The 19,153-nt window shown below is 41.5% G+C and carries 13 protein-coding genes and 1 tRNA gene; 6 read left to right on the top strand and 8 right to left on the bottom strand.

The annotated features are described in order from the left end of the window. The 4 genes from pntB to AACW45_RS28375 all read left to right on the top strand — a co-directional run bounded on the left by pntB (position 1) and on the right by AACW45_RS28375 (position 5,985). Positions 1-1,452 carry a Re/Si-specific NAD(P)(+) transhydrogenase subunit beta gene (gene pntB / locus AACW45_RS28390; protein WP_190629519.1) on the top strand — a complete coding sequence of 484 codons (1,452 nt, stop codon included), beginning with the start codon at positions 1-3 and terminating at the stop codon, positions 1,450-1,452. 261 nt (positions 1,453-1,713) lie between these two features. Continuing rightward, entirely contained in the window at positions 1,714-1,929 is a 216-nt protein-coding gene (locus AACW45_RS28385) for a hypothetical protein (protein ID WP_190629517.1), read from the top strand. Then, positions 1,922-2,338: a retroviral-like aspartic protease gene (locus tag AACW45_RS28380; RefSeq protein WP_190629515.1), complete on the top strand. Its 417-nt coding sequence runs from the start codon at positions 1,922-1,924 to the stop codon at positions 2,336-2,338. Before AACW45_RS28385 ends, AACW45_RS28380 begins: the two co-directional genes overlap by 8 nt. A 332-nt stretch (positions 2,339-2,670) precedes the next feature. Beyond that, a complete protein-coding gene (locus AACW45_RS28375) occupies positions 2,671-5,985 on the top strand; it encodes a leucine-rich repeat protein (RefSeq protein ID WP_190629513.1) in 3,315 nt (1,104 codons plus the stop codon). A gap of 124 nt (positions 5,986-6,109) precedes the next feature. On the opposite strand, the gene recR is transcribed toward AACW45_RS28375, so the two are convergent. Then, positions 6,110-6,739, bottom strand: coding sequence for a recombination mediator RecR (recR, locus tag AACW45_RS28370; RefSeq protein ID WP_190629623.1), 630 nt, complete (start codon positions 6,737-6,739; stop codon positions 6,110-6,112). A gap of 195 nt (positions 6,740-6,934) precedes the next feature. On the opposite strand from recR, the gene AACW45_RS28365 reads away from it, so the two are divergent. Next, complete coding sequence (locus AACW45_RS28365; protein ID WP_190629511.1) at positions 6,935-8,506, top strand: WG repeat-containing protein; 1,572 nt, start codon at positions 6,935-6,937, stop codon at positions 8,504-8,506. Positions 8,507-8,984: 478 nt separating this feature from the next. Here AACW45_RS28365 and ftsH2 read toward each other — a convergent pair whose 3' ends face one another. Both ftsH2 and AACW45_RS28355 read right to left on the bottom strand, forming a co-directional pair. After that, positions 8,985-10,868, bottom strand: coding sequence for an ATP-dependent zinc metalloprotease FtsH2 (gene ftsH2, locus AACW45_RS28360; RefSeq protein ID WP_190545329.1), 1,884 nt, complete (start codon positions 10,866-10,868; stop codon positions 8,985-8,987). 625 nt (positions 10,869-11,493) lie between these two features. Continuing rightward, entirely contained in the window at positions 11,494-11,991 is a 498-nt protein-coding gene (locus AACW45_RS28355) for a hypothetical protein (protein WP_190629509.1), read from the bottom strand. Between the two features lie 95 nt (positions 11,992-12,086). Between AACW45_RS28355 and AACW45_RS28350 the strand changes: the two genes are divergently transcribed. After that, entirely contained in the window at positions 12,087-12,329 is a 243-nt protein-coding gene (locus tag AACW45_RS28350) for a hypothetical protein (RefSeq protein WP_190629506.1), read from the top strand. Here the strand turns inward: AACW45_RS28350 and gltX are convergent. The 5 genes from gltX to AACW45_RS28325 form a co-directional block, all read right to left on the bottom strand. Beyond that, positions 12,285-13,730 carry a glutamate--tRNA ligase gene (gene gltX, locus AACW45_RS28345; RefSeq protein ID WP_190629505.1) on the bottom strand — a complete coding sequence of 482 codons (1,446 nt, stop codon included), beginning with the start codon at positions 13,728-13,730 and terminating at the stop codon, positions 12,285-12,287. The genes AACW45_RS28350 and gltX overlap by 45 nt on opposite strands. Before the next feature lie 146 nt (positions 13,731-13,876). Beyond that, a tRNA-Asp gene (locus AACW45_RS28340) sits at positions 13,877-13,950 on the bottom strand. A 179-nt stretch (positions 13,951-14,129) separates the two neighbouring features. Then, on the bottom strand, positions 14,130-15,671 hold the full coding sequence (locus tag AACW45_RS28335) for a protein kinase domain-containing protein (protein WP_190629502.1): 1,542 nt from the start codon (positions 15,669-15,671) through the stop codon (positions 14,130-14,132). Positions 15,672-15,767: 96 nt separating this feature from the next. Next, positions 15,768-17,378 carry a serine/threonine protein kinase gene (locus tag AACW45_RS28330; RefSeq protein WP_190629498.1) on the bottom strand — a complete coding sequence of 537 codons (1,611 nt, stop codon included), beginning with the start codon at positions 17,376-17,378 and terminating at the stop codon, positions 15,768-15,770. A gap of 526 nt (positions 17,379-17,904) precedes the next feature. After that, entirely contained in the window at positions 17,905-19,089 is a 1,185-nt protein-coding gene (locus AACW45_RS28325) for an esterase-like activity of phytase family protein (RefSeq protein WP_190629496.1), read from the bottom strand. Positions 19,090-19,153 lie beyond the last annotated feature (64 nt).

The raw sequence follows: 19,153 nt of genomic DNA, 5'->3' as shown, positions 1-19,153 counted from the left end.
ATGTCAAATAATTTACTGACAGTAGCCTATATTGTCGCTAGCGCCTTATTCATTCTCAGCCTTGGGGGACTATCCGATCAAGAAACTGCACGCAAAGGCAATGTTTATGGCATCGTAGGAATGCTGATTGCTTTTGTAGCCACTGCCCTATCTCTAGATATCAATGCTTACGGTATCTTGGCTACAGTTGTTATCCCCGGAGCAGTTATAGGGGCAATTGTCGCTTCGCGGGTAGCGATGACTTCTATGCCAGAATTAGTAGCAATTCTGCATAGTTTTGTCGGTGCAGCCGCAGTTCTCGTTGGCATTGCTAATTATCTCCAAGAAACGCCACTGAATCCTGGAGAGTCCACAATCCACCAAATAGAAATATTTATTGGTGTATTTATTGGTGCAGTCACCTTTACTGGTTCAATCGTTGCCTTTGGTAAACTTAGAGGTATCATCAGCAGCAAACCCTTACTATTACCAGCAAGGCATTTATTAAACTTAGCTATGCTTGCGGCTGTAATCTGGCTTGGTAGTCAATTTCTCGGTGCAGAAGTAACAATCGGATTGCAACCTTTATTAATTATGTCTGCAATTGCCGCAGTCTTAGGCGTTCATCTCGTCATGGCAATTGGTGGCGCGGATATGCCGGTAGTAATTTCCATGCTCAACAGCTACTCTGGATGGGCGGCGGCGGCGGCTGGTTTCATGTTATCTAACGACTTACTGATTATTACCGGTGCATTAGTCGGTAGTAGCGGGGCAATCCTTAGCTACATCATGTGCAAAGCCATGAACCGTTCCTTTATCAGCGTCATTTTAGGCGGCTTTGGCGCGCAGACAAGTAGCGCAACTATGGCAGATGGCGTACAACCAGAAGGTAAAGTTAACTCAGCGACAGTAGAAGACACAGTAGAAATTCTTTGCCGTGCCAAGAGTGTGATCATTGTTCCTGGCTACGGTATGGCGGTAGCCCAAGCACAACATGGCGTCTCTGAAATTGTCAAACGATTGCGCGATCGCCGAATTAAAGTGCGTTTCGGTATTCATCCCGTAGCTGGACGTATGCCAGGACACATGAACGTTTTGTTAGCAGAAGCGAAAGTTCCTTATGATATCGTCTTAGAGATGGACGAAATTAATGAGGATTTTACGGAAACAGATGTAGTTTTAGTCATTGGTGCTAACGACACCGTTAACCCTAGCGCCTTAGAAAATCCCAATAGCCCCATTGCAGGAATGCCTGTACTCGAAGTTTGGAAAGCTGGTACAGTCATTGTGATGAAACGCAGTATGGCAAGCGGCTATGCTGGAGTAGAAAACCCGCTATTTTATAAGCCAAATACCCTGATGTTGTTTGGCGATGCGAAAAAAAATATTGATGCAACAGTCAGCAAACTTAGCGAATTAAGCGAGGAAAGCAGCAATATTAATCTAGTAGCGAAAGCAGTATTTTCCACATAAGCATTGTTAGTGAGAATACTTGCGCTGATGCCGCAATACCGCCGTCACCCTCAAGGGTGCGGCTAATCGAACAAAGCCTGCAAACGCAGGCTAATTTTTTTAGCCCACGCAGGTGGGCTTTGTATTAATAGCCCCAGGCTTCAGCCTGCGGGCGATATATCGGGTATGCGATTGTATAAAATGCGTAGGCGATCGCACCTCAACTGATTTGTTCAATTGCCGCAAGTTAAAATTGTATATAGTTATTTTTCCTCAGCCTAGATGAGCATAGCAGAACTATTCCCCACCTTGCGAAATCTGTCTCGTGCAGAAAAATTACAAGTCATGCAGTTTTTAGTTCAAGAACTAGCAAATGAAGAATCATTGTCACTACAACCAGGAGCCACTTATAATGTCTGGTCTCCATTTAACTCTCATGATGCTGCTTTGAAGCTAGGCGCACTACTAGAAGAAGACAGACAAGCAAGTGATGGTTAAAGCTCAAAGGTTTCCCTTCATTGAAGCACGCGATGCATTTGGCGATATTGATGCAGTACCACAATTACCTTTGACATTGGCTTACCGCAATTCAATTCTAGAAGTTAGCGGACTGCTAGATACAGGAGCAAGCATTAACGTTTTACCATATTCCTTAGGTATTCAACTAGGAGCTGTTTGGGAAGAATTGAATACTTCCGTGCAACTCGCTGGAAATTTAGCACCCGTTGAAGCTAAAGGATTAGTTTTATCAGCGCAAATTGGTAATTTTTCACCTGTGCGATTGGTATTTGCATGGAGTCTTACAGATAATGTGCCATTGCTGTTAGGGCGGATGAACTTTTTTCTAGAATTTGATGTTTGCTTTTACCGTTCTCAAATGGCATTTGAACTGCGTCCCAAGTCATAAGCTGAGGATATTCAATTTGTAATGCGTAAACCCGCAGCAAGCAGCTTGTCTTAGACATCGCACTGCCTTGTTATATTAATGCATCGGTCTGCGATCGCATTACATCGAGTGACAATGCGATTGCATCGAGTGACAACGTTATAGCTGTAGTCACATAGGTTAAACACCTGGAAAGCGTGAATGCTAAGAATCGCAATAGTTTTACCCGATCCTGAATCGCAAAATCTCAAAGCGCGTAGACATCCCCAAAAAGCGAAGATGTAGCATTTTTTCCACATCAGTTAAGATAATGTGCATCAATCTTCTTTCTTTTTACCCTTTTGCTGGGAATTATGACGCAGGATGAGTTATTGCTACTGATAGAGCGCGCGGCGGCTGAGGGTTGGCGAGAGTTAGACTTGTCGGGGCAAGAGTTGACTGAGTTACCTGGGGAAATTGGTAAGTTGCAGCAGCTTGAGTCTTTGATTTTGGGAAAGAAGGTTGAAGGTGATGAAGAAGTGGGAAACCGCTATCTCGAAAAGGTTTCAGGCAACAATTTAAAAACGCTTCCACTCGAACTATTGGGTTTGCCTAATTTGCGTAAGTTGGATATTAGTGGCAATCCTTTAGAGAGCATTCCCGATGTGGTAACGCAAATACTACATTTAGAGGAACTTATCTTAATTAGAGTAGGGCTAACCGAGATACCAGAGGCGCTGGCAAAATTAACCAATCTCACCCAGCTTCACCTCAGTGGCAACCTAATAACCAAGATACCAGAGGCGCTGGCAAAATTAACCAATCTCACCCAGCTTCACCTTGGTGACAACCAAATAACTAAGGTACCAAAGGCGCTGGCACAATTAACTAATCTCACCCAGCTTGTTCTCAGTTACAACCCAATAACCAAGATACCAGAGGCGCTGGCAAAATTAACCAATCTCACCCAGCTTGTTCTCAGTTACAACCCAATAACCGAGATACCAGAGGCGCTGGCACAATTAACCAATCTCACCCAGCTTCACCTCAGTCGCAACCTAATAACCAAGATACCAGAGGCGCTGGCACAATTAACCAATCTCACCCAGCTTCACCTCAGTCGCAACCAAATAACCGAGATACCAGAGGCGCTGGCACAATTAACCAATCTCACCCAGCTTCACCTCAGTCGCAACCAAATAACCAAGATACCAGAGGCGTTGGCAAAATTAACTAATTTCACCCAGCTTGACCTCAGTGGCAACCAAATAACCGAGATACCAGAGGCGCTGGCACAATTAACCAATCTCACCCAGCTTCACCTGAATTACAACCAAATAACCGAGATACCAGAGGCGCTGGCACAATTAACCAATCTCACCCAGCTTCACCTCAGTGGCAACGAAATAACCGAGATACCAGAGGCGCTGGCACAATTAACCAATCTCACCCAGCTTGACCTCAGTGTCAACGAAATAACCGAGATACCAGAGGCGCTGGCACAATTAACCAATCTCACCCAGCTTGACCTCCGTGGCAACGAAATAACCGAGATACCAGAGGCGCTGGCACAATTAACCAATCTCACCCAGCTTGACCTTAGTTACAACGAAATAACCGAGATACCAGAGGCGCTGGCACAATTAACCAATCTCACCCAGCTTGACCTCAGTGGCAACCAAATAACCAATATTCCATTAGAAATTCTTAATTCAAAAGATACAAAAAAGATTTTGAATTACTTGCGGCAAATTAGCATAAGTGAAACTCGACCATTACACGAAGCCAAACTCTTGCTTGTCGGACAAGGTAGCGTCGGCAAAACATCTCTCATCGAGCGTCTAATCCGCAATAAATATGATAAAAATCAACCCCAAACCGACGGACTCAATGTCCAAACTTGGAACGTGCAGGTCAATAGCAAAGACATTCGCCTCAATGTTTGGGACTTTGGCGGACAAGAAATTTATCATGCCACCCATCAGTTTTTTCTGACTAAGCGCAGCCTCTATCTCCTAGTCTGTAATTGTCGCACCAGCGAAGAAGAAAACCGCATCGAATATTGGCTGAAACTAATTGAAAGCTTCGGCGGACAGTCCCCCGTGATTATCGTTGGCAACAAAAAAGACGAACAACCCCTCGACATCAACCGCAAAGCACTACGCGAAAAATATCCTAATATCCAAGTCATTATCGAAACTTCTTGCCAAGACAATATCGGCATTGATGAACTTCGCACCGCCATTTTGCAGCAAATCGCCAACCTCAAAGAAGTTTACGACCTTTTACCTCTCTCATGGTTTGAGGTCAAACAGCAACTTGAATCCATGCCTCAAGACTTCATCACCTACAGTAACTATATCGGCATCTGCTACGAAAACAAAATTCCCGAAGAACAAAACCAAGAGCAACTCATCGATTTGTTGCATCGACTCGGCTTAGTTCTCAACTTCCGCGAGCATCCCATCCTCAAAGATACCAAAGTCCTCAAACCCAACTGGGTAACAGAAGGTATTTACGCACTTCTGAGCGATGAAATGCTCAAAACTAAAAGCAAAGGCATTTTCACCCACACGGATCTCAGCCGCATCCTCAATCCAAAGCGTTACCCCACTCAGCGTCACGGCTATCTAATAGGGCTGATGAAAGAATTTGAGCTTTGCTTTGCCTTAGAATGTCAGCCACCACAATTCCTGATTGCGGGACTTTTGCCCAAAGACGAACCAGAGGAAACAGAATTAGAAGGCGAAACCCTAGAATTTCAATACCATTACAAAGTTCTCCCCGAAAGCATTATTTCCCGCTTCATCGTCATCACCCACGAAAAAATTCATAAACAAATCTATTGGCGCAGTGGCGTCATGTTGCGATATCAAGAACACAACGAAATCTACAACATTGCTCGCATCAAAGCCGATCCCGAAGACAAAAAAATCTTCATCACCATTAGCGGACGCAAAGAAACCCGCCGCTTATTTCTCGGTATTCTCCGCGATGTCTTCAACAAAATCCATAAAAGTCTTCCCAATCTTGAAACCACCGAATGGGTTCCCGTTCCCGGCTATCTTAATCATCCACCCCTCGACTACCAAGAACTTCTGGGGCTTGAGGCAATGGGTGAAAGCACAGTCACCATCGGCAAATTAAAATTAAAACTAGATTTGCGTCAACTTTTAGATGGCTACGAATCATTAGAATCACGGCGAAAATCACAAAAAGTTGATCCAGAAAGCAGTTTTACAATTGTCAACCAGATTTACAATAACAACCACGGAGAATTTAAACCCATGACAGAAAACATAAACAACCTGCAAGGCGCAAACATCGGCAACTTTGCCAACAAAGTCAAAGACAAAGCCAGTCTGCAAGCCTCTAACTTCAACCAAACAAGCGGCGCAAATATTAACGAAATTCTGCAACTAATCGCCAACCTCCGCCAAACTGCCACCCAATTTCCCCCAGAAATCCGTGACAATATCATTATTGATATTATTGATGATGTAGAAGCAGAAGTTCAAAAGCCAGAACAAGAACGCAATACATCCAAACTCAAAAAGGGTCTAACAGCTTTATTAACTGCTGTTAGTTTAGTCGCTACACCAATTGCAGGTATAACAGATTTTGCAAACAATGTTATGGAAATAGGAAGCAAATTAAATATTGAACTCCCGCTTCCCCCTGGTAAATAGACTTATTCGCGTTAAGGCATTTTTATTTAAAACTAATGAGATTGCTGGGGAATGCGATCGCATTTTCACTCTATATAATGACATTGCCAGGAATGCGATCGCCTGAACCAAAAAATCACAACCCTCAATCCAACTCTCGCCGCCCTTCCAAAGCCCTAGCTAACGTCACCTCGTCGGCGTACTCCAAATCTCCACCCACAGGTAAACCAAAAGCAATCCGCGTCACCTTGGTAAATGGTTTCAATAGTTGACCAATATATAATGTCGTGGTTTCACCTTCCACGCTGGGACTAATCGCTAAAATTACTTCTTGGGGTTTTTGTTGACTCACCCGCCTTACTAAAGCTTGAACAGTCAACTGTTCCGGGCCGATACCGTCCATTGGCGAAATCACCCCACCCAAAACGTGATACTTACCTTTGTACTCGCGGGTTTTTTCCAATGCAATCACATCACGGGAATCTGCCACTACACATATAGTATTGATATCGCGGTTAGGATTGCGGCAGATTTCACAAACTGGTTCAGCAGATAAATGAAAGCAGACAGAACACAAGCCCACCTGTTTTTTAGCATCAATCAGAGCTTGTGCCAAAGCCTCTACTTCTGTTTCTGGTCGCTTCAAAATATGCAAAGCCAAGCGTTGGGCAGACTTAGGCCCCACTCCTGGTAGGCGTTGCAATTGCTCAATTAACCGTGCTAAAGGACGTGCGTAAACCGTAGCTTTATCTCCAGAATGTTTTACCTTAACTATGATGACATTCTTAGAGGATTTTGGACGAGCGATCGCCCAAATTGCGTAGATGCAGAGCAGCTTATCGTAGACATCGCCTAATTCCCATATATTTATATTGCAGTAGTTGTATTATTTGTTGAAATACCTGACTAATAGGGTATTTTTTGAATGGAATTTCCTACTTAAATTCATATATCGCAAGATTATTAAGATATGTCAAATTCTCTCAATTTTAGTGACATTCAAAATCATTGGGCTGAAAAATGTATCAGAGAATTAGCCAAACGCGAAGTGATTAAAGGTTATCCAAATGGTACATTTCTGCCAGAAAAGACAATTACTCGTGCTGAAGCTGCGGCGATTTTAATGAAAGCTTTTGCTAATCTGCCAGCCAGACGAAATCCGATGCAATTTTCAGATGTTTCACCCAATTTCTGGGCAGAACAAGCAATAGAATTTGCTAGTGCTAGAGAATTTTTCCAAGGTTATCCTGATGGCACTTTTAAACCCAACGAATTGTTACCAAGGGTGCAAGCAATAACTATTTTGGTAAAAGGAGTAAATTTTAATTTAGTGCAAAATCCTGATGCAATTCTGCTAGAATTTTTAGATGATGCGGCAGAAATTCCTGATTATGCTAAACCTGCGATCGCAAATGCTTGTCTAAACTTTTTCGCTGTCAATTATCCCAATGTCAGAAGGTTACGTCCCAATCAACCAATTACTAGAGGCGAATTTGCGGCTTTAATTTGTCAAGCTTTATTTCTGTGGAATTTAGTGCCATCAAAATATGTAGTTGGCAGCGATATATTTAAAATTCAGCCGCAGTTTGATGCTGTAGAAGGTTTTTCTGATGGTGTAGCTTGGGTGCAAATTGGCAAGAAATGGGGTGTAATCGATAAAACTGGCAAAATAATTATAGCACCGCAATATTATGAGCATTATCCCTTTTCTTATGGATTAGGATTAGTAACTATTGGCGGTAAGTATCGCTATATAGATAAGACAGGTAAAATAGCGATCGCGCAAAATGTTGACAAAGCTTTTCCTTTTTATGAAGGTTTAGCCATGATTATAGTTGATGGCAAGATAGGCTACATTAATACTTCAGGTAAAATTGTCATTAAACCGCAATTTGATTCTCCAAGAGGTATATTCGGTTTTGCACATTTCTCTGAAGGTTTAGCAGCCGTTGGCTATCAACAGAAAGTTGGGTTTATTGATAAAGCAGGAAAATTTATTATTAAACCACAATTTCTCTGGGCTGATGATTTTTCTGATGGAGTAGCATTTGCTTCGACAAGTTCAGTTTTTGGTTTTATTGATAAATCAGGGAAATTTACTGAAGTAGAAAAATTAGATCAAGTAGATGTCCACACCCCTTTTTCAGATGGATTGGCAAGATTTCCCGTCAATGGTGGTTATGTTTTTATTAATAAAACTGGAAAAAAGGCATTTCCCATAATATTTCCCTATGCCTCAACTTTTTCTGAAGGTTTAGCCATAGTATCGATAAATGATAAAAGACAGTTTATTGATACAACTGGTAAATTTGTTCTGCAAAATACATTTGATTCAGTATCAGACTTTAATGATGGTGTTGCCTGGGTTAGTATTGGTGATAAAAGGAGTTATATTAATCGCAATGGTGATGTGTTAATTAAACCTCGCTATATTGTGAATTATCATACTTTTTATGAAGATTTAGCTGGGGTATTTGTAGGTGGTCAATTGAAGTCATACAATTTTGTCGGTAAATGGGGTTATATTGCTAAAGCAAAATAACATCGGCTAATAATTCGTAATTCGTAATTCGTAATTCGTAATTAAGATTTAAACCACATCTATTTTGGGAACCATAGTTTTTCATGGGTAGTGGGAGCATCTTGCTCCCTGATGGTAGTAGCGGGCAAGACTTCGGCGTGAGCGCTCAGTCGAACGCTGCCCGCACTACTCCAGGTTTCAACATGGACGAAGTTTATGAAAACAGATGCGATTTTCTATGAACTGATTCGAGAACTACCGCAAATACAGCAAATTGCAAGTTGGTGAGGTACAGATAATCGTTGATTGTAGGGGCATTGGCACTGCCATGCCCTCTAGAATATATTGATGTGTCGCAAACATTATTTGAATTGGTATAAGAAGTCTAATAAATAGATAATCAAAAAGCTGGGAATTTGAAAATTAATTCTGAAACCAAACAAAAATGGGTATGGTGTTATTCCCATACCCATTAAATTAACTAATTTTCAATCAGCGATTATAGCTGCGCATACTGAGGTTTCTCAGGTACATCAGTGTACTCAGCCACAATTTGCCGGAATTCAGCGCCGTCAATGGTTTCTTTTTCAATCAGCAAATCGACTAAACGGTCGGTGACGCTGCGATTATCACGAATAAGCTTCTTGGCGTTTTCGTAACATTCTTCAACGATCGCTCTCACTTGACCATCAATTCGAGATGCAATAGATTCAGAATACTCAGATCTGGTTGTCCAGTCACGACCTAAGAACACTTCACCTTGTTGGCTTTCCAAGGATAAGGGGCCTAAATCTGACATGCCGAAGCGGGTAACCATTTGTCTGGCCATTCCCGATAACTGTTGTAAGTCGCCACCAGCACCAGTGGTTACTTCAGCAGCGCCAAAAATTACTTCTTCGGCGGCGCGTCCACCTAAAGCACCAGTAATCCGCGCTTTCAATTGAGAACGGGAAATTAAACCCTGTTCTTCGTTGGGAGTAAACCAAGTTAAACCTTGTGCTTGTCCGCGAGGAATGAGGGTAACTTTTTGTACTGGATCGTGGTCTTTTAACAGTGTTCCCACTAAGGCGTGACCGACTTCGTGGTAAGCAATTAAGCGCTTGCTCTTGCTGTCAACTAAAGGAGTACCTTCCATACCCGCAACTACCCGATCTACCGCATCATCGATTTCGGTGAGGGTAATGCCTTCTTTGCGTCTTCTGGCGGTGAGAATTGCCGCTTCGTTGAGCAAGTTAGCTAAATCTGCACCTGTAAACCCAGGAGTACGACGAGCGATCGCATCTAAGGATACACTCGGATCTAATTTCTTATTGCGAGCGTGGACTTGTAAAATTTCCAAACGTCCTTTGATGTCTGGTGCATCCACGGTGACTTGACGGTCGAAGCGTCCGGGACGCAATAATGCTGAGTCTAATACGTCAGGACGGTTGGTAGCAGCAATAATAATGATGCCTGTGTTACCTTCAAAACCATCCATTTCGGTGAGTAGCTGGTTGAGAGTTTGCTCTCTTTCGTCGTTACCACCACCGATACCTGCACCACGCTGTCTACCTACGGCGTCAATTTCATCGATAAAGATGATACAGGGAGCGTTGTCTTTAGCTTTCTTGAACAAGTCGCGGACGCGGGAAGCACCCACACCAACGAACATTTCCACGAATTCCGAACCGGAAATACTAAAGAAAGGAACACCAGCTTCCCCGGCGATCGCTTTTGCTAGTAAAGTTTTACCAGTTCCGGGAGGGCCTACTAACAACACGCCTTTAGGAATCCTCGCACCTACAGCAGTAAATCTTTCTGGCTGTTTGAGGAAGGTGACAACTTCTTGTAATTCCTCTTTAGCTTCTTCAATACCTGCTACATCGTCAAATTTCACCCCGGTTTTGGCTTCCATTTGAAACCGCGCTCTCGACTTACCGAAGTTCATTGCTTGACCGGGGCCGCCGGGAAGATTACTGGAGCGACGGAACAAAAAGAACAAACCGGTAATCAATAAAATTGGGAAAACTAAATTGCCCAATAAACCCCAAATAGCACCATCATTGCGCATGGGATGAGCATCAAAACTAATTCCTTTTTCTTTAAGCTTGCTGATTAACTCAGGCGCGTTCACAGGTAAATCCACCCGCCACCGTTGGACACGATTTTCGATGTCTTGATCCACGGCTTCGACAATTGCTGTTCTGCCACCTTCATACAGATCTACGCTGCTGACGCGACCAGCATCTACATATTCCAGAAAGCGACCATAAGTCATGCGGGTATTGGCTGCATTTTTCGTCATATCAGCCGGCGCACCTGCAAATGCCCCTTGCCAAAAGAAAAAGCCAATTACCAAAGCAGGCAATGTCCAAAGTAAAAGGACTTTCCAAGAAAATTTCATCTTTATCTGCCTCTAGATGCCAATAGAACTCATCAGCTTTAGCAACCAAATGATGTAATCATCCTGCAATTTCAGGATGAGAGTTGAGTAAAAACTATAAAATTTTTCAAACTGAACCCTGTAAGCCGCGCTACCCTTTGGTAACGCTAGCACAAAGGCTTTTAATCGGGGAATTCAAAAGTTTTTGTCATCATCCATCCTTAATTTGGTTGCTAAATCGCTGGGAAACGGATTTTGATAAATCCATTTTGCTTAATCTGATGTTTTACGCGCATCGCTATAGAAACTCTAAGTGCCTTACAGCAAATCTATAACGACATCACGAATCTTAATTAAAGTTAACTTAATTTTAATACAAAACTACACCCCAAAAGCAACGAGAATTAAGAAAAGTCCCCAAGACGAAGCATTATTAAAGCTTGCTTCCTTAATCCTGGGCGCTTCTCTACTCTTCTATCCTATTGTCGATGCTTGATTTTGGATGCGGAAATCCTAGCGGTGTAGCTGATGTATTTGCGGCGACAAACAGCCATCTGTGGGAGCGCCTACAAGCACCCACCACCAAATAAAAAGTCCCTAGCCCCTAGCCTCTAGCCTCTAGTCCCTAGCCCCTAGTCCCTAGCCCCTACTTCACTTCTGTAATTTGCAGCGTGTAAGGCAAATACTTATCTTGGACATAGGAACCCACCCAAATTTGGTAAGTTCCGGGGAGCCATTCACCCGCAATACCAGGATTTTGACCATCTGACAACTCGTCATTGCACCAGATACCACCAGGCCCTTTGACAATAATCGTCGTATCTTCAGGACTTTGCACTTGCACCTTCAAGTAGTCGAATTTACTAGTTAACTCTAATTTATGGTCTGGAGCTTCATCGACAAATCCCGTACAGGGGCCAGTGGGAGTAGCCGGGCGCTTTGATACTTGATTTCCGGGAATTGAGCCGCCACTCATCCCCCGAACTGTAAACGGATCTGGGGAAAAATTTTTGCCGATGGTAACATCTCCAAATATGGGTGGTGTTTGTTGCGTATCCGCTCTGGTGTAAGTTGTTGATGTAACGAAGAATGCAAGTATCAAAAATGGTAAGCTTATCCCTTTATTGAAGGCTATTTTCGGCATTTTAACTACATGGTTATCTAAGTGTAGATAAAGACATTAATTTTACACAAAATGTTCCCGAACAATAGAATAATTAACTAGGTTGTTATTGGGCATTGGTCAACAGTCAACAGTCAACAGTCAACAGTCAACAGTCAACAGTCAACAGTCAACAGTCAACGGTCAACGGTCAACAGTTATCAATTGTTCTGGTTGCTTTAATTATTAATAGAGGCGCACATAGGTACGCCTCTAAAAATCTAAAATTTTTCTTAAGACTGATGGTTTGTCGCTGTATCAGATGCGATCGCTATTTAACTACCAGCAGTTATGGCTTGATTCAAACGCGAGCGATCTAAACCAATTTGGTTGAGTAGTAACCAAGATTGAATCAAATCGGGGCCGTGAACATCTCCAGTTAAGCCGGCGCGGAGCGATCGCATTACTAATCCTTTCTTGACATTTTGCGCTTTGACTACTTGCTTGATAATCTCCTGGGCGCTGGCTTCGTCTAATTTTTCTTGATTGTCTAAAGCTGTCAAAATACTTTGCAGCGCCGCCGCAGAACCTTCTTGCTGCAATTGTTTCACGGCTTCTTCGCTAAATTCTACGGTATCGCTAAAAAACAGTTGGCTTTGCTCTACCGCATCTTTGAGGCGAGTTAAGCTAGGGGCAATTAAAGCTACTAGCTTTTCTAACCAAGCTCTTTCTCTGCCACCTTCAAATTTAAAACCAGCTTCTTCCCAATAAGGTATGAGTAAATCTGTCAGCTTGTCTACTGGGGTATGGTGGATGTACTGACTGTTTAACCAATCTAACTTCGCCCAGTCGAACTTTGCACCGGCTTTATTCACACGCTCAAAGCCGAAGTCTTTCGCTGCTGATTCTAAGGTAAATATTTCCTGAGTCGAGTCTAATGGTGACCAACCCAACAAAGTCATGTAATTAACTAAACCTTCGGAAGTAAAGCCTAATTTTTTAAAGTCGGAAATCGAGGTTACGCCATCACGCTTCGACAGCTTGCGCCCTTCCATGTTTAAAATTAGGGGTGAATGGGCAAATTCGGGTATTTTTGCTCCCAAAGCTTCGTAAAGCAGAATTTGCTTGGCTGTATTGGCGATATGGTCTTCACCCCGGATGATATGGGTGATTTGCATATCTATATCATCAACTACAACCACAAAGTTGTACAACGGTTGACCTACTCCGGCTTCGGAAGCGCGAGCAATGACCATATCACCGCCCAAATCGCTACCGCGCCAAGACATTTTGCCTCGAACTAGGTCATTCCAGACAATTTCTCGCTCGTCTTCAATTTTGAAGCGAATGACAAAACTACGTCCTTCTGCTTTAAAAGCTGCTTCTTGTTCTGGGGTGAGATTACGGTGACGGTTATCATAACGCGGTGCTTCCCCTTTAGCTTTTTGTGCTTCTCGTAAAGCTTCTAATTCTTCCGAGGTGGTATAACAGCGATAAGCTAACCCTTGTTCTAATAGCTTTTCTACTGCTTGTTTATAGAGATCCAGGCGTTGAGATTGAAAAAATGGCCCCTCATCCCAGTTCAAACCCAACCAGCGCAAACCCTCGAGAATATTCTCTGTATATTCAGGACGCGATCGCTCTAAGTCTGTGTCTTCAATGCGTAAAATAAACTTCCCGCCGTGGTGACGAGCAAATAACCAGTTAAATACAGCCGTTCTCGCTGTACCAATATGTAAATTTCCCGTGGGACTGGGAGCAATCCGAACTCTAACTGTCACAGTTCTTTCTCTCTTTCTCAAAGCACGATCACTATAACAAGCGCTGAGTTTTAGGCGATCGCTAATGAGGTAGAATTTACAAATAAATTTCTTTCACCAACGTCTACTTAAGACTCAGCACTTTTACTTATCTATATCTAATTTAACGGGACTGACGGGGCTCGAACCCGCAACTTCCGCCGTGACAGGGCGGTGCTCTAACCAATTGAACTACAGTCCCTCAATCGGCAACTTTGTTATTATGTACCGTTTCTTTTGGGTTGTCAACTACCTGGAAGAAAAAAATTTGGGCATGGGGCATTGGAAACAATTTTAGATTTTAGATTTTGGATTTTAGATTAGAATCCAAAATCCAAAATCTAAAATCTAAAATTCCTTGTCCCCCTTCGCCATATTTCTTCACAAAGCACGAGATGCCACAACCGGGGGTTTTGCGCCTAAACGCTGCTGAATCTGGGATTGCATTTGCTTATACTGCTGTTTTAAGATGTTTTTGCTCAATTGGGCTTGATCGGCATGTGGTAAGCTTTGACTCTGTTTTACCCAAGTTTTCAAGAGTTGCCGCTTGCTGGGATCGATGTAACTGCTGATGACGCTGATACAGGAATGGGGTGGTTCGAGAGTAAATAAAATTAAAGGGTAGCGTTCACTTTCTGCTAAGGCTGTGACTAGGCGTTGATTTTGTGGGTTTTGCATATCTAAGTAGCAAGGTAGCCACTTAGGTACAAGCAGGCGATTGTACAGAACTGTCAGCCACAGTAACATCGGGTGCGGCGATGCGATAAACAAAAATTCGTTGTGACGAATCGAAAGGCTGCGTTTTTTGATTTCTTGGGTGGATAACATCAGCCACAGCGATGCTACAGAGCCTTGTTCGGTGTCGATAACCTGGGGAAAGACAATTTCTTGAATGGGTTTTTTCTCAGGCCAGGTGAGTTTGTAGCAGGCTTGTTCGATTGCTGGCGGTAACTCCGAGTTTTTGGGTAGTTCTGGCGGGAGATTAGTCTCTACTTGCTGGCAGCTAATATTTAATGGCAAGGCGAAATAATGAGCGCGATTAATATTTTCTAGGACTCGCAGCACTTCAGCCATATTTTGCGGGCGATTGCTGGCTTTTTTCGCTAAACAAGCCATAATTAAATTATTTAACGCCCTTGGTAATTGTAAATCGGGTTTGATTTGCGCGATCGCTCTGGGTTGTTCAAAGTGATGTGCTTTGTACCAAGCACCAAAATGATCTGTTTCTGGCTGCCAAGGTTTTTCACCTGTCAGCATTTCAAACATCACCACCCCTAAACTATAAATATCAGAGCGGCTATCTAATTCTTCTCCTTCTAATTGTTCTGGCGAACAATAAGGTAATGTGCCGTGAAATTTTCTATTTGTGCTGTTAGTTGCAGTATGATTTAAAAATTTCGCAATTCCAAAATCGAGAATTTTGACTAATTGACCTAATATAGGGTCGGGAATAACTAATATATTGTTTGGCTTGATATCTCTATGTACTAATGGATAAATTTTGCCATCAATGTTTATTCCTTGATGGGCGCATTGTAAGCCTAAACAAATTTGTCGCATCAAAGTCATAAACATGGGTAAATCCATCGGCATGAATTCCTTCAAGCACTTACCCGGTAAATATTCCATAACGTAATAAGGATTTCCGGTTTCACTTACGCCATAATCGTATGCTCTCACTATATGTATGCTTTTTTGACTCAAAGCTGCACTCATCAATGCTTCTCTAGCAAAATCTTGTTGCATCTTTGGTTCACAAACAGTATGAGCAAGAAATTTAATTGCTACTGGGGTTCCTCCGAGCAAAATATCATTAGCTAAAAAAACATTGCCCATGCCTCCATTACCAATTAACTCGCGCAGTTGATAACGATTGGCTAGCAATTTTGTAGCCTGTGGAGATGCAAATGAGCTTTTATTCACCTTTACAACCTCTAATTATTCCTGGTTTGATTATTCCCAGGAAATATCTAATTTATATCTCTACTTAATCATTCGCAACTTAATCTACTCTCAACCTTATTCTGCCCCAAAAAAGAAATAATATAGTTTGAGTAGAGAAGTTTTTAAACTTACTCCTTTAGGTTCTGTATTTGCCACTAATTTGCGAATGATGCTAGCTTTTAATCTTTCATGCTCTGCTTTTAATATGATTTTGGCTTGCTTGGTAGAAATAAATTCTTGATAATTGTGTTTGTTGGCTACCCAATCTGTTAAATATTGGCGCTGGTTAGCATTCAGAGTTAAGGTAATTACATGTTTACAATTAGTCGGGTCTTCGATAGAAAAAAATAGTAAATGATAGTAGCCTATTTCTGCTAAACTTTGCGCTATTTTTTGCCCGCGTCCATCATTCATATCTAAAAAGCAAGATAGCCACTTGGTTTGCGACTTTTGGGCATTATGTAAGACTGTTACCCATAATATCATGGGATATATATTCATTTTTGCAATCAATTCAGTGCCGTAATTTTTATCTAAAAATTTGGCGATTTCTTGCTTAGGTAACATTGCCCAAAATGTGGGTATAGTTCCTTGTAGTGTATGTAATAAATAAGGAAATCCAATAGGCGCAATTGGTCTATTTTTAGGCCAAGTTTTCTGTAAACACTCTTTTTCTGTTAATGAAGTGACAGGTACTATTTGGACTGGAGAAGATGGTAATTTCTCATCTATCTTATTATTTACTGACTGCTCAAGTTCTAGTTTAATATACTCTAAATCAACTAAAATTTCTTTAATACTTTGTGGGCGATCGCCTACTTCTTTGGCTAAACAACGCATCACCAATTTCTGCCATTTCGCGGGAATTGCTAATTGCGGATTTACGTCATCTAATGGCGGTGGAGTTTCAAAATGATGCGCTTGATACCAAGTACCAAATGAGTTACTAGTGGTTTGAAATGGATGTTTTCCTGCCAGCATTTCAAACATTAATATGCCTAAACTATAGATATCAGAACGCACATCTAATAGTTTACGCCCTTCCATATGTTCTGGAGAGCAGTAAGGTAAACTACCAATAAAGGAATCAGTGAGGGTCATCCCACTGCGTTCTGTAAAAAATTTAGCAATACCAAAATCCAGAATTTTAACTACATTATCTTTTTTTAGTTCTTCTAATAAGAAAATATTTTCTGGTTTAATATCTCGATGAATAACAGGATAGTTTTCGCCTTTAAGAATAATACCTTGATGAGCGCAGTATAAGCCAGAACAAATTTGCTGGCAAATGTCTAATATTTTGCTTAAAGATAATGTTTGATTTTTGAGAATACGTTTGAGGTTTTTACCTTGAAGATATTCCATCACATAATAGGGAATATTTTCTTCGGTAGCACCATAGCTAAATACGCGAACGATATTTCTACTTTTACGTCCTAATTGTGCGCCAATAAAAATTTCTCTAGCAAAGCGTTGGGATATTTGCTGACTTCCTAAGCTGAGTGATAGGATTTTGACTGCAACCGCCATTCCACCTTTAGCAACATCTTCAGCTAAGTAAACTCTACCCATCCCTCCTTTACCAATTAAATCTCTGATTAAATAGCGGTTATTGAGAAATTTACCAATATAAATATCTAATTCAGTTTTATTGTTGGCTAGATTCGGAATCGGATTCTGCACCATATATTTATTTTAAAAATTAGATAGTTATTAACATAACTCTCTTGTAAACTTTATTTTATCTATAAAAAACATCCCTGATTTTAGAGAATTGATCATGTCGAGTAAAATTTACTCCAATACTTGGTGAGTTTTTAATAAAATTACAAAAAAATCTATGTAACAGTTCTTAATCATGGTGTAACATATTTATTTTAAAAACCGTATGAGAGATTCCACTGAATCCACAATTCAGATCGGTGGTATGACCCCTCATTCTCAGTAGATATACGTAAAATAAATATTTTTATCCTTTTTCATTGGAAGTCGGCGGGAAACGCCATCCCCTTGTGGGTGGAGAGGGATAGCCGCCCGCCGACTTGGGGCATTGGGCATTGGGCATTGGGAACTCTTACCTATGCCCTATGCCCCATTCCCCATGCCCTAAAACTCCATCCCCTTGTGGGTGGAGTTTTTCATTAACTTCATAGTCCACAATTTTCTTGTGGACTACAGTACTGATGACAAAGTGATTACCAGCAGCAGCAATTTAGCGGTTGAAATTTGGAATCAGACGGCGGAAGATGCGCATCCAAGGTGATTCGATTTTCAGCTTAAAGGCGAGGATTTGGGTACGTTGTAAAGAATTGAAATTGTTGTCACTAATTAGGATTAATGAGCGTTGATTATCAGGTAATTTAGGCCCTAGAGTTAAACCTTCGATATTGTCGAGCAATACGTCTAAACCTCGCAAGTCTAACAACAGTTTTTTTCGTACAGGTTTGACTTGTTGAGAATTAATTTTTAAGAGGCTATCGATCTGCTGAATATCATCAGCACCATCTAGGGAAACCTGAAATAATAAAATAGCAAATCCTAAGCCTGTAAATGACCTTTCTAAACTGAGGAAATTTCCGCTATCGTCAAGGGCAACTAAATCGGGTAGCCCGCTAGCAAACTTACCAGTAAAATTCAAAAAGGATGATATTGGTTCTGTTTGATAAAGGTATTCTTTTTCTGGCTGCTGGGTTTGTAAATTATACTGTATAATCCGGCAAGAAGTAGCAATATTTGGTTGAGCTTCTACACCATCTTGAATCAGAGCATTTTCGGTGGCTGTAAATAGTTTCGCTTCGTTAGGCGTAACGGTTAAGCTTTCAAAAGCTAAATTATCGCGGATACCAGACTGACCATTTTTAGCAGGTAAAAACTTGTTTGGTATGGGTAGTGTTGAGATTACTTTACCAGTAGATAAAGAAAATTCTTTAATAAAAGGATTAACGAGTTCCTTAGCATCACCTTCTGAAGAAATAAAGACAGTATTTTTGCTAGTGTAAGCAATTCCTTCCGTATCGCTGGTAGCTCTAGCAAAGGTGTCACCATTTTCATTCAAGAGTGTGGTAACGGCAATAGGGACAACACCATTATTTTTAAGTGAACCTGTACTCAGGTCTATTTTCAGAGTATAGAAACGAGCGGGAGCTTTTTCACTCCTATCATCAGAAATTGCATAAAAAAGGTCTTTTTTAGCATCATAGGTGATTCCTGACAAACCACCAACCGGGGTTTTTTGGAAGTTCAATCCTTTGGGAAGAGTAGCTTGTCCGATAAACTGGATCTGAGTAATATTGACCGATGCCGATGCTAAATTGCTCCAGCAAAGACTGATAATAATGATGGGGATAATAAAATAAATAATTCTTCGCCAATTTAAAATTTTCTTGATGGGCTGCATGGATAGCGATCGCTAAAATTAACCTGTCAAAGTCCAACAACACAATATCATGGCAGAAGGCAGA

It is taken from the genome of Calothrix sp. FACHB-168 (assembly GCF_963889195.1).
GTDB lineage: Bacteria > Cyanobacteriota > Cyanobacteriia > Cyanobacteriales > Nostocaceae > Aulosira > Aulosira anomala_A.
The sequence above is the reverse complement of the archived record's forward strand: the minus strand, read 5'-3'. Positions and strand labels throughout refer to the sequence as shown.